The 12,114-nt window shown below is 58.6% G+C and carries 9 protein-coding genes, 1 tRNA gene and 1 rRNA gene (1 of these 11 only partly in view); 6 read left to right on the forward strand and 5 right to left on the reverse strand.

What is annotated here, in order from left to right; all coding sequences use genetic code 11:
* The first annotated feature begins 8 nt into the window (after positions 1–8).
* From AC1DM5_RS10625 to AC1DM5_RS10650, 6 genes are all read left to right on the forward strand, one after another.
* Entirely contained in the window at positions 9–404 is a 396-nt protein-coding gene (locus AC1DM5_RS10625) for a DUF779 domain-containing protein (RefSeq protein WP_477818086.1), read from the forward strand.
* Between the two features lie 87 nt (positions 405–491).
* Positions 492–1,088, forward strand: coding sequence for a DJ-1/PfpI family protein (locus AC1DM5_RS10630; RefSeq protein WP_477818085.1), 597 nt, complete (start codon positions 492–494; stop codon positions 1,086–1,088).
* A gap of 22 nt (positions 1,089–1,110) precedes the next feature.
* Complete coding sequence (locus tag AC1DM5_RS10635) at positions 1,111–1,461, forward strand: ribbon-helix-helix domain-containing protein (RefSeq protein WP_007820318.1); 351 nt, start codon at positions 1,111–1,113, stop codon at positions 1,459–1,461.
* A gap of 183 nt (positions 1,462–1,644) precedes the next feature.
* Complete coding sequence (locus AC1DM5_RS10640; protein WP_477818084.1) at positions 1,645–2,778, forward strand: calcium:cation antiporter; 1,134 nt, start codon at positions 1,645–1,647, stop codon at positions 2,776–2,778.
* 205 nt (positions 2,779–2,983) lie between these two features.
* A complete protein-coding gene (locus AC1DM5_RS10645) occupies positions 2,984–4,183 on the forward strand; it encodes an efflux RND transporter periplasmic adaptor subunit (protein WP_477818083.1) in 1,200 nt (399 codons plus the stop codon).
* A 41-nt stretch (positions 4,184–4,224) separates the two neighbouring features.
* Positions 4,225–7,392 (forward strand): efflux RND transporter permease subunit, encoded by a 3,168-nt coding sequence (locus AC1DM5_RS10650; RefSeq protein WP_477974962.1) that lies wholly within the window; start codon positions 4,225–4,227, stop codon positions 7,390–7,392.
* 115 nt (positions 7,393–7,507) lie between these two features.
* Here AC1DM5_RS10650 and AC1DM5_RS10655 read toward each other — a convergent pair whose 3' ends face one another.
* The 5 genes from AC1DM5_RS10655 to AC1DM5_RS10675 form a co-directional block, all read right to left on the reverse strand.
* Positions 7,508–7,837 carry a hypothetical protein gene (locus tag AC1DM5_RS10655; protein WP_477818081.1) on the reverse strand — a complete coding sequence of 110 codons (330 nt, stop codon included), beginning with the start codon at positions 7,835–7,837 and terminating at the stop codon, positions 7,508–7,510.
* A complete protein-coding gene (locus tag AC1DM5_RS10660) occupies positions 7,834–8,622 on the reverse strand; it encodes a DUF2092 domain-containing protein (protein WP_477818080.1) in 789 nt (262 codons plus the stop codon). Before AC1DM5_RS10660 ends, AC1DM5_RS10655 begins: the two co-directional genes overlap by 4 nt.
* A gap of 154 nt (positions 8,623–8,776) precedes the next feature.
* Complete coding sequence (locus AC1DM5_RS10665; protein ID WP_477818079.1) at positions 8,777–9,556, reverse strand: cysteine rich repeat-containing protein; 780 nt, start codon at positions 9,554–9,556, stop codon at positions 8,777–8,779.
* A 386-nt stretch (positions 9,557–9,942) separates the two neighbouring features.
* Positions 9,943–10,019: transfer RNA gene (locus AC1DM5_RS10670), tRNA-Met, on the reverse strand.
* Positions 10,020–10,274: 255 nt separating this feature from the next.
* Positions 10,275–12,114: ribosomal RNA gene (locus tag AC1DM5_RS10675) — 23S ribosomal RNA — on the reverse strand; it runs 959 nt beyond the window's last position.

Consider the following 12,114-nt stretch of genomic DNA (forward strand, 5'->3'; position numbering starts at 1 on the left):
AGGCAATCATGGAACAAATGGTCAATGGCGAACCGCGCGTGCTCGCAACCGATGCAGCGCTCGACCTCATCAAGGAAATCCAGCGGGATTATCCAGAGATCCTCTTTCATCAGTCCGGCGGCTGCTGCGATGGCTCCTCACCCATGTGCTACCCCACGGACGATTTCATTGTCGGCGACCAGGACGTGAAACTCGGTGAAATCGGCGGCGTGCCCGTCTATATCAGCGCCAGCCAGTTCGAGGCCTGGAAGCATACCCAGCTCATCATCGACGTCGTGCCAGGCCGCGGCGGCATGTTTTCGCTCGATAACGGCCGCGAGAAACGCTTCCTCACCCGTTCGCGCATGTTCGGCGGCGGTGAGGCCTGCGCCATCCCGGATGTGAAAGCCCATGCGACCATCTGATCGGGAATTCCGTGTAGTATTCCCTTAGTACCCGCGGCCCGCGATCCTTTGTTAAAGTCCATCTGTTGGTTTTTACGGGAGGAAGAAATGCCAGCGTCCAAGATCCTGATGATTACAGGCGATTTCACGGAAGATTATGAAACCATGGTGCCGTTCCAGACGCTGCTTGCCTGCGGCTATACGGTCCATGCCGTCTGCCCCGGCAAAACGGCCGGCCAGACGGTCGCCACCGCCATCCACGATTTCGAAGGCGACCAGACCTATTCGGAAAAGCGTGGTCATAACTTCGCACTGAACGCCACATTCGAAAGCATTCGCGCCGAGGATTACGATGCGCTCGTCATTCCGGGCGGCCGTGCGCCGGAGTATCTGCGCCTCAACCCCGAGGTCATCAAGGCTGTCAGGCATTTCTTCGATGCCGATAAGCCGGTCGCCGCGATCTGCCACGGCGCCCAGCTTTTGGCCGCTGCCGGCGTGCTGAAGGGCCGCACCTGCTCAGCCTATCCCGCCTGCCGCCCGGAAGTCGAACTTGCCGGTGGTACCTATGCCGATATCGCCATTACCGATGCCGTCTCCGACGGCAATCTCGTTACAGCACCGGCATGGCCGGCCCACCCCTCGTGGCTGCGCCAGTTCATGACGGTGCTTGATGCGGCAAAGACCCTGGAGACCAATGCCGCCTGAGTGGACCCGCGGGAGGAACGTGATGTGTGAACTGTTCATCAAGGCCGATGCGCGGCTCTGGGAAAGCACCACCCGGTCGTTGCGCATCGACGGCATGGTTACCAGCGTGAGGCTGGAGAATTTCTTCTGGTCAAAGCTGGAGGAAATTGCCACCCGCGACGGCATGAACGTGGTCCAGCTGATCACCAGGCTGCACCATGAGTCGATCGATGCCGGCCATGATCTCGGCAACTTCACCTCGTTCCTCCGCGTCTGCTGCGCCCGCTATCTGGATCTCCAGCTCGCCGGCGACATTCCCGCCGATCTCTCGAGGCCGATTGCCGGCCTCAACGCCCCGGAAATTCTGGGGCGAGAGAAGCGGAAATATCATTGAATCGTCCCGAACCTGAGCCGATGATTTTTAGATAGGCGGAATGCCCTTCTGCGTGAGACAATCGCTCACAGCCGCCGCCAAGCCGTACCGCTCGGTTTGCCCACGCGGCGGAGAGAGCGGAGAGGAAAATGGCAGCGCGCTTAGTCTTAGTGCGAGTATACTCCGTGACCGGTAGTGGTCCCGATGACTGACAGTTCCGCATTACGCACCACCAATATGGCGGGCATCGTCCGCGAGGAATGGTTCTTTGGCGTGAGCGTCGCGACCAGCCTCGCCTTCCTTGCTTTCTCTGAGACAATCTTCGAGAAACTATCTCAACCTTTCTGGTTCATCCTTATTTTCCTGTGGCTTTTTGGCGTCGTGCTCGGGTCAGCCCTGTCGGTCGTTCGCCATGCCGAACATCTGGCAGAGCAGCTTCGGGAGCCCTACGGGACCCTCATCCTGACCCTTGCGATTACCTCGATCGAAGTGATGGCGATCTCGGCTGTCATGCTGCATGGGGAAAATAATCCGACGCTCGCCCGCGACACGCTGTTTGCCGTCGTCATGATCATCCTGAACGGCATGGTTGGCCTGTCGCTGCTCTTTGGCGCCTGGCGGCGGGAAGATCAGCAGCACAATCTGCATGGCGCCAATGCCTATCTCGGCGTCATCGTGCCGCTCGCGACCCTCAGCCTCGTCATGCCGACTTTTCTCGCCGGCCCGGATGGTCCGCACCCCTCAGCCCCGCGGCAAATGTTTCTCGGCATCGTCTCAATTGGTCTCTACAGCATATTCCTGCTGTTGCAGACCGGCCGCCATCAGCGCTACTTCGCCGAAGACGGCAACCACCATGAACAGCACATCGTCAACATGCGGCACCATCGGGCGGTATGGCATCACGCCGTTCTGCTGCTTGCCTACATGGGACCGGTCGTCTTCCTGGTGGAACAGCTTGCCAAGCCAATCGACTACGTCATCGAAACCCTGCACGCTCCGACAGCCTTTGGAGGTGTGGTCATGGCGGTGCTTGTCGCGACACCCGAGGCGATCAGCGCCGTGCGCGCCTCCGTCGCCAACCATCTGCAGCGTTCCATCAACATCTTTCTCGGCTCGGTCCTGTCGACGATTGGCCTGACTGTGCCGGCCATGCTGGCAATCAGCCGCCTCTACGGGCACCCGGTCACGCTAGGGCTTCAAGGGCCGGATCTCGTCATGTTCGTGCTGACGATCGCCGTCAGTATCATTACCTTTTCAAGTGGCCGCACCAATCTCATGCAGGGTGCCGTTCACCTGATGCTGTTCGTGGCTTACGTGCTGCTCATCACTCAGCAGTGAATGCAAATATGTGCAGACTGAGCCGTTGTACGGACTACGCGGCCATCAATCGTTTAGGCACAGCTAAATTGCATGCCAGAAGCTATTGCAATTTCAGGCGACCCCGCGACATAGTACCACATGCCTGAAACACCCGGCGGCTTATGGGGGCCGCCGCGAAGGCACGCATGAAGACCGGGGCACATAGATCGTCGGGGCGGAAGCAATGCGTGAGGGATTGCATCGGGGTCTGCAGATTTTTGTAACGCTCATCGGCATGGCAGCGCTCTCTGCATGCGATGGAAGCAGCAATACCTACGTCCCGCCTCCGCCGCCAGCCGTTCGCGTCGCCCAGCCGGTCCAGGAGCCAATCACCCTCTATTTCGATCTGACCGGCAATACCGCACCGCTGAACTCGGTCGATATCGAAGCGCGCGTCCAGGGCTATCTTCAATCGATCGATTATCAGGATGGCACGACGGTGACGAAAGGCACCAAGCTCTTCGGCATCGAGCGCGATACCTATCAGGCGCAGCTCGACCAGGCAAAGGCATCGCTCGCCTCGCAACAGGCGTCCCAGGTCGGCGCCAAGCAGGAATATGACCGTCAGGTCAATCTTATGAAGCAACAGGTCACCACGCAGACAGCCGTTGACAGCGCCAAGGCGACGCTGGATGAAGCGAACGCGTCAATCCTCAACGCCCAGGCCAATCTCGAACTCGCGACGATCAACCTCGGCTATACCGAAGTGCTTGCCCCCTTCGACGGCACGGCGACCAACCACCTCGTCGATATCGGCACACTCGTCGGCATCTCAGGCCCGACCAAACTTGCGAGCATCGTCCAGACGGATCCGATCTATGCCTATTTCAACGTCAGCGAAACCCAGGTGTTGCTGATCAAGGATATGTTGAGAAAGCAGGGACGCACCTTCAAGCAGACGGACCTGCCGAGCATCCCTGCCGAACTTGGCCTGCAATCCGAGGAAGGCTATCCCCACAAGGGACATCTGGACTACGTCTCGCCGCAGCTCGATGCATCGACCGGCACGCTTCAGGTGCGAGCTCTGTTCGACAACAAGGACAAGGCCATGCTGCCCGGCCTCTTCGTGCGCGTTCGCGTGCCTATCGGCCACAATGAAAAGGCGCTGCTCGTACGCGACGATGCGATCGCCACCAACCAGCTCGGCAGCTACCTGCTCGTTCTCGGCAAGGACGACATGATCGAACAGAAACAGGTGAAGACAGGCCAGCGCAAGGGGGGCCTCCGCGTCATCGAATCCGGTCTCGATCCGGCCGACTGGGTCGTCATCCAGGGCATCCAGCAGGCAATCCCGGGCAGCAAGGTTGCGCCCGAGAAAATCGATATGAACGCGCAGCCGGCCGCAGCCGGCGCCGATGCAAAGGCTACGACGACGACGCAGTAAATCAGCCACCACGCTTCATCTGAACGTCCAAGGACAACAGCATGATCTCGCGCTTCTTCATCGAACGGCCGGTGCTCGCCAATGTTCTGGCATTGGTCTTTGTTCTCATCGGCGCGGTGGCCCTCTTCCAACTTCCGGTGGCGCAATATCCGAATGTCGTTCCGCCGACAGTGCAGGTGACGACCCGCTTTCCGGGCGCCAGCGCCAAGACGCTCGTCGATACGGTTGCATTGCCGATCGAGCAACAGGTCAACGGCGTGCAGGACATGCTCTACATGCAGTCCACCAGCGCAAGCGACGGCACCTACTCATTGACCGTGACCTTCGCCATCGGCACCGATCCCGATCAGGCACAGGTCCTGGTGCAAAACCGTGTTGCGATCGCCATGTCGTCGCTTCCGCAGTCGGTGCAGGTTCAGGGCGTCTGCACCCAGAAGAAATCGACAGCGATCCTCGGCTTCGTCAGCCTGACTTCGCCGGACGGCCGTTATGACAGCCTGTTCCTCTCCAACTACGCCGTCATCAACCTGCAGAACGAACTTGCCCGCCTCCCCGGCGTCGGCAATGTCACGGTCTTCGGCGCCGGCCAATATGCCATGCGCATCTGGATGGATCCGAACCTGCTGCAGGCCCGCGGGCTGACGCCGCAGGATATCGTCAATGTCGTGCAGCAACAGAGCCAGGAGGTCACGGCCGGTCAGATCGGCATTCCGCCGGTTCCCCAAGGGCAGACATTCCAATACACGCTGAACATCAATGGCCGGCTGAATGATGCCGTCGACTACGAGAACATCATCGTCAAAGTCGATGGCACGGACGGCGGCCGGGTAACGCGCATCCGCGATATAGGCCGGGTAGAATTGGGTGCGCAGACCTATAGCCAGACCTTCATGCAAAATGGCCGACCGGCTGCGGGCATCGGTATCTCCCAATTGCCGGAAGCAAACGCCATTGCTGTGGCCCAGGCAGTCGATGTGAAGATGGCGGAACTGGCGAGGGCCTTCCCGCCGGGCCTCGAATATCATCTCCCCTTCGACACGACGAAATTCGTCAAGGCGTCGATCAACGAAGTCTATGTCACGCTGATCGAGGCAGGCGTTCTCGTTCTCATCGTCATTCTGCTGTTTCTGCAGGACTGGCGAGCCATGCTCGTACCGGCAACCACTGTTCCTGTCACCATCATCGGCGCCTTTGCGGCGATGGCGGCCATGGGCTTTACCGTCAACCTCTCCACTCTGTTCGCAATCGTCCTTGCCATCGGGATCGTCGTCGATGACGCCATCGTCATTGTCGAAGGTGTCGCGAGACATATCGAGGCGGGCATGTCCGGCAGGCAGGCAGCCGAAAAGGCGATGGAAGAACTGCTCGGCCCCGTCATCGGCATTACGCTGGTGCTGATGGCCGTTTTCATTCCAGCCGCCTTCCTGCCGGGGCTGACGGGCCAGCTTTATCGCCAGTTTGCTCTCGTGATCGCCGCCACGGCGCTGATCAGCGCCATCAACGCCGTGACGCTGAAACCGACGCAATGCGCCCTCTGGCTGCGCACCCCGGTGCCTCCCGAGAAGCGGAACTTCGTCTATCGCGGCTTCAACCGGATCTACGGCTGGGGCGAACACGGATACGTCCGGCTGATCGGCTCGATGACTCGCCACGCCGCGGCCATGGTTATTCTGGCGCTGGCGCTGATGGGCGTCGCCGTCTGGGGGCTGACACGCGTGCCGACTGCATTCCTGCCGATTGAGGACCAGGGCTACGTCCTGATCGGCGCGCAACTGCCGGATGGTGCCTCCAAGGAGCGCACCGACTCTGTCATGGCGGAGGTCGGCAAGATCGCCCAAGCGACACCAGGCGTCGATCAGGTACTGACGATCAGTGGGATATCCGTTCTCGACAACAATGCCAGCCTGCAGAATGCCGGCGTTGCATATGTCGTGCTGAAGGACTGGGACGAAAGGCTAAAGGAAAAGGGTCAGGATCTCCTGTCCATCTACCAGCATCTGAACGGCGCGCTGCAAAACGTACTGGTCGCGAAAACCCTGGTCATCGTGCCGCCCCCCATCCAGGGCGTCGGCAATGCCAGCGGCTTCACGATGCAAGTAGAGCTCAAGAATGGTGTTTCCGACTATGCACTGTTGCAGTCCCTTACCGATACGATTGTGAAAAATGGCGAAGCCCAGTCATCGCTGCAAAGGCTGAGCACGTCGTTCCGCTCGAACGTGCCGCAACTGGAGGTCGTGGTCGACCGTATCAAGGCCGAGACGTTGGGCGTCACGGTCGGACAGGTTTTCTCCGCGCTGTCGGGCTACGTCGGATCGAGCTACGTGACACAGTTCAACAAGTTTGGCCGCACGTTCCAGGTCTATGCCCAGGCATCTCCGGAATTCCGCGTCAGTCCTGACGATATCCGCAATCTGGAGGTCAAGGCTGGCGATGGCACGATGGTGCCGCTCGGAACCGTTGTCGATATCAAGCCGATGCAAGGCCCCTCACTGATCAGCCTCTACAACCTCTACCCCTCAGCAACCATCGTTGGCGGACCTGCCGCCGGCTTCAGCTCCGGCCAGGCACTCGACGTCATGGAGCAGATCGCCGACCAGACCTTGCCGACAGGAACCGGCTATGAGTGGACGGCGCTCTCCTATCAGGAAAAGGCGGTCGGCGGACAGATCTACTATATCTTCGCGCTCGGCATGCTGCTCGTCTACTTCGTGCTTGCGGGTCAATATGAAAGCTGGATCCTGCCGCTTGCCGTGCTGCTGGCCGTACCGCTCGCCCTCCTCGGCACCGTCGGCGCGCTGATGGCGGCGGGTGTCGCCAACAACCTCTACACCCAGATCGGCTTGATCCTTTTGATCGCGCTGGCATCGAAGAATGCCATCCTGATCGTCGAATATGCCCGTGAAAAGCGTGAGGAAGGCATGGAGATACTCGATGCCGCGGTAGAGGCGGCCCGCCTGCGCTTCCGCCCGATCCTCATGACATCCTTCGCCTTCATTCTCGGCGTTCTGCCGCTCGTCCTGGCAACGGGAGCCGGCGCATCCGCCCGCAAGTCGATCGGCATATCGGTCTTCAGCGGCATGATCGCATCGACCTGCCTTGCCGTGCTGTTCGTTCCTTCCTTCTACGTCGTGCTGCAGCGCCTTGAGGAGTTCAGAAGGCGCCGCAGCAAAGCTCGTGCGGTCGCAGATGCGGAGATGAAGGCGCAATAGAGCAATTCCAGCAAAAGTGTGCAGCGGTTTTTCGTCCGGAATTGCGTAAAAACAAAGAGATAGAGCAGTTCCGGAATCGCCGAAAAACGGAAATGCTCTAGCCTCGCATGAGAGCCTATTGCACGATCACCTGCACATAAACGCCGCCGCTCTTGGCATAGTACATGCCGCCGCAGCGGTAATAATAGCCGCCATAATAAGGGCCGTAGATACAGCCGGGAGGCAGGACTGCAATGGTCGTCGCCGTTCTCCGGACAACCCGACGCGTCGTCCGGCGGGCAACGCCGGCATAGGAGAGCGGCGTCAGAGGCCGACCGATGACGGCACCCGCCGGTGTGGCGAAGCCGATCGACACCGGCAGCGGACCTTGCCCTTCCGTGCGAAAATCCGTGAAAGTCACTACGGCGGCAAGGCAGAGGGCGAAAAAGAGCTTGCTGCGGGTCATTGCATCTCTCCTCTAACGGCAGGCGCCGGAAGCTCATCGATCGATTGAAGTTCGCTCAGATCGACGGTCTTGGCATTGTCCGGGATCTCGATGTTGTAGGAGGTGGCGGCAACATCCGCGCCGCTTTTGAAGTCGCTGATCTCGAGCGTGTATTGCGGTGCCTGGACGACGTGTTTGCTGGTGATCACATAGCGCCGCGGTATCGGCTGCGGTCCCGTCTGTATCCAAATCTGCCAGTCGAGTTCCGGCGTACGGAAGGCCAGATATTCGCATTCCACGCCATCCACGAAGGCGCTGGAAATGTGCTTCGCCTCGGTCACGTCAGTCATCAGGATATCGTAGACATGCGCCGACAAAAGATCGGCGCCCGGCGCCTCGACGCCAGCATCGGCGAGCCTGTCGATCAGATCATCGAGCGAGCCCTTACCGTCGATCTTCGCGTAAGCGTCGAGGTTCTTGCCATGCACGGTCAGCGTTGAACCGTCGAAGCTGACATCGATATCGGCAAAGCCGCCGGTTCTCGTAACGCGCAGTTTGTCAGGCCGGGTGATATTGGCCGTACCCGAGCTGACGAATTGCAGCTTCTCGAAGTCCGGCGTCACCGCCTCGAGTGAGGACTGGTAGTTGAAGGATATTGTCTTCTGCGCCACCAGAAAATCGGACATGGCCTTCAGAAGATCTTTTGCATCATCCGCCCATGCATGGGTTGGCAGAACGAGGCCGGCGACAACAGCGGAATAGCTCAATATTCGTTTCAATCGCGATAGATGAGAAGTCGATGACATGGCAACTGCCTTTCATTTGTGTCGTCATTGAATTCATCGAATGCGGAGATTTCGGATCATGCTGTGACGATCGCGGAATGGCTGTGCGGAACCATCAGGAGAATGCCTGACGCTCAGACATTCCCAACGAAACCGGATACGAATTGGAAGGCCGCTACAGCCCCGAGGTCAGCACCCTGTGGCAGGCTGGCGATACGCGCTGTAGATTGTCCCGGAGGCACGAGATGACCCGCCCCCCGCCGATCGGCACCATTCGGCAAAAAGCTCGGAAGTCAGGCCCGCAGGTCTCGCGCACGATCATCATTTCCTCGCGCGGAGAGAAGACAGGCATGGCAGCTGTTGCAGCACCTGCACCGGCTGCGGGCGCGCCTGCTGCACCGATGGCCGCAACGGCCTGCTGGCAAGGTGCCGACAGGCGGGCGCTATGCTGCTGCAGGCAGGAGAGTGCCGCAGCACCTCCCGGGGTCACTCCGGAGCATTGCGCCATGAAATCGGAACGGCAGGCTGACTTGACGGCATCGCGCTGCGCCTCGGTCGGTTGAGCCGCCGTCTGAGCACCGGCTGCCGGTGCCGGTGCCGACGTCGCCGCCCCTGTCGTAGCAGGCGCCGTTTGAGATGGTTCTGCAGATGTCGATTTCGGCTTGGCGGTGATCGCTGACACCGCCTTGCGGCAGGCGGCGGAAAGAGTGGAATCATGTTGCTGCAGGCAGGTCAGCGCCTCGACGCCGCCCGGCTGCACGCCGGAGCATTGCGCGATGAAATCGGAACGGCATGCCGCCCTGACCTCGTTGCGTTGCTCGTCGGTAGGTGTCTGGGCAACGGCAATTCCGGTTAGAAGACCGGCTGCGCAGAAGATGCTTGAGATCGATAGCCCGAACGAAAACCAACGCCCCCCGCGCCGTATTGCCGATCGAGAAGATGCATATTTTCGCATTGTTCCCCTCCCTGGAAAGTTCATCGATTTACGGCATGAAAACAAATACTCCGGCTGAACGAGACAGCAGACCTGGAAAGACCAACAGAAATCTGTGCGTGGAAACTTAAAGCAGCACGCGAAATTACTTTAGCACATTCGAAATTGTGATAGTAGAGTTGAATATTCGGATAAGGATTAGCCCACTATGCTTACGACGGACCAAAGCACCGGCGGCATTGGCGTTGGTATTTTGTAGAGCTGGAATTGCTTAGGAAGGTTTTTGTTTGGGGATTTGGTTGATTTCCCGTCCCGCTTATCGGCTTTGCCTTGTGCATGCCGCTTGTGAGGGGCGAGGTCCTGGGCTGATTGGCAATAAAAAAGCCCTCATGTGTGCGGGCTTGTTTTGGTTGCGGGGGCAGGATTTGAACCTGCGGCCTTCAGGTTATGAGCCTGACGAGCTACCGGGCTGCTCCACCCCGCGTCCAGCGCAAATCCCGTTGGGATTTGTCGCGGCTACGCAAAGCGCTTGGGCTTTGCGGATCTCAGCCGAGCGGCCGTGTTCGGAAAGGGAACGGGTGCAGCCACCCCGCCATGACCACCAGGTCAGCGAAGCGCAACTTGTGTTGAGAAGCTGGTGGATGTTTTCACATCCTTTTTTATTTGAACACGTCTTCAAGCATCATCGATCCGGACGAACGCTTTGGCGTTCGCCGGGGGATGAGCATAGTCAATGAGAACGATCAAGCCAATCGAGCTATTAGTACCGGTAAGCTTCATGCGTTGCCGCACTTCCACACCCGGCCTATCAACGTGGTCGTCTTCCACGGCTCTGATAGGGAATACTCGTTTCCAGGTGGGTTTCCCGCTTAGATGCCTTCAGCGGTTATCCCGTCCATATATAGCTACCCTGCTATGCCCTTGGCAGGACAACAGGTCCACCAGAGATATGTCCATCCCGGTCCTCTCGTACTAGGGACAGATCCTGTCAATATTCCTACACCCACGGCAGATAGGGACCGAACTGTCTCACGACGTTCTGAACCCAGCTCACGTACCGCTTTAATTGGCGAACAGCCAAACCCTTGGGACCTGCTCCAGCCCCAGGATGCGATGAGCCGACATCGAGGTGCCAAACAACCCCGTCGATATGGACTCTTGGGGGTCATCAGCCTGTTATCCCCGGCGTACCTTTTATCCGTTGAGCGATGGCCCTTCCACGCGGGACCACCGGATCACTATGACCGACTTTCGTCTCTGCTCGACTTGTCAGTCTCGCAGTCAGGCGGGCTTATGCCATTGCACTCGACGACCGATTTCCGACCGGTCTGAGCCCACCATCGCGCGCCTCCGTTACTCTTTCGGAGGCGACCGCCCCAGTCAAACTACCCACCATACACTGTCCCGGACCCGGATAACGGGCCGCGGTTAGACATCCATGACGATAAGGGTGGTATTTCAAGGATGGCTCCACAGAAACTGGCGTCCCTGCTTCAAAGCCTACCACCTATCCTACACATGCCGACACGAATGCCAGTGTAAAGCTATAGTAAAGGTGCACGGGGTCTTTCCGTCTGACCGCAGGAACCCCGCATCTTCACGGGGAATTCAATTTCACTGAGTCTATGTTGGAGACAGCGGGGAAGTCGTTACGCCATTCGTGCAGGTCGGAACTTACCCGACAAGGAATTTCGCTACCTTAGGACCGTTATAGTTACGGCCGCCGTTTACTGGGGCTTCGATTCAAAGCTTGCACCTCTCCTCTTAACCTTCCAGCACCGGGCAGGCGTCAGACCCTATACGTCGTCTTGCGACTTCGCAGAGCCCTGTGTTTTTGATAAACAGTCGCTACCCCCTGGTCTGTGCCACCCCACAATAGTTGCCTACTATGGGGTCACGCTTCTTCCGAAGTTACGCGTGCAATTTGCCGAGTTCCTTCAACATAGTTCTCTCAAGCGCCTTGGTATACTCTACCTGACCACCTGTGTCGGTTTCGGGTACGGTCTATACGGTGGAGCTATTTCCTGGAACCGCTCCGCTGCCCATCCAATCCAATCAGAATGAACAACTTGTGCGATCCGTCACTTCCACCAGGCCCACGAATATTAACGTGGTTCCCATCGACTACGCGTGTCCGCCTCGTCTTAGGGGCCGGCTAACCCTGCTCAGATTAACTTTAAGCAGGAACCCTTGGTCTTTCGGCGAGAGGGTCTCTCACCCTCTTTATCGTTACTCATGTCAACATTCGCACTTCCGATACCTCCAGGAGCCCTCACAGGTCTCCCTTCATCAGCTTACGGAACGCTCCGCTACCACTCCTCAAAGAGGAATCCTCAGCTTCGGTGCATGGCTTTAGCCCCGTTACATTTTCGGCGCAAAGACCCTTATTTAGACCAGTGAGCTGTTACGCTTTCTTTAAATGATGGCTGCTTCTAAGCCAACATCCTGGTTGTTTTGGGATCCTCACATCCTTTCCCACTTAGCCATGACTTGGGGACCTTAGCTGGAGGTTAGGGTTGTTGCCCTTTTCACGACGGACGTTAGCACCCGCCGTGTGTCTGCCTGGTAGTACTTCCCGG

The sequence above is a fragment of the Rhizobium sp. 01T437 genome (assembly GCF_056398505.1).

Bases quoted from the DNA above. Each gene is read 5' to 3' on its own strand.
- AC1DM5_RS10660 (WP_477818080.1), bottom strand. From the start codon at position 8,622: ATGTCATCGACTTCTCATCTATCGCGATTGAAACGAATATTGAGCTAT.
- AC1DM5_RS10645 (WP_477818083.1), top strand. From the start codon at position 2,984: ATGCGTGAGGGATTGCATCGGGGTCTGCAGATTTTTGTAACGCTCATC.
- AC1DM5_RS10665 (WP_477818079.1), bottom strand. From the start codon at position 9,556: ATGCGAAAATATGCATCTTCTCGATCGGCAATACGGCGCGGGGGGCGT.
- AC1DM5_RS10625 (WP_477818086.1), top strand. From the start codon at position 9: ATGGAACAAATGGTCAATGGCGAACCGCGCGTGCTCGCAACCGATGCA.
- AC1DM5_RS10640 (WP_477818084.1), top strand. From the start codon at position 1,645: ATGACTGACAGTTCCGCATTACGCACCACCAATATGGCGGGCATCGTC.
- AC1DM5_RS10635 (WP_007820318.1), top strand. From the start codon at position 1,111: ATGTGTGAACTGTTCATCAAGGCCGATGCGCGGCTCTGGGAAAGCACC.
- AC1DM5_RS10650 (WP_477974962.1), top strand. From the start codon at position 4,225: ATGATCTCGCGCTTCTTCATCGAACGGCCGGTGCTCGCCAATGTTCTG.
- AC1DM5_RS10630 (WP_477818085.1), top strand. From the start codon at position 492: ATGCCAGCGTCCAAGATCCTGATGATTACAGGCGATTTCACGGAAGAT.
- AC1DM5_RS10655 (WP_477818081.1), bottom strand. From the start codon at position 7,837: ATGACCCGCAGCAAGCTCTTTTTCGCCCTCTGCCTTGCCGCCGTAGTG.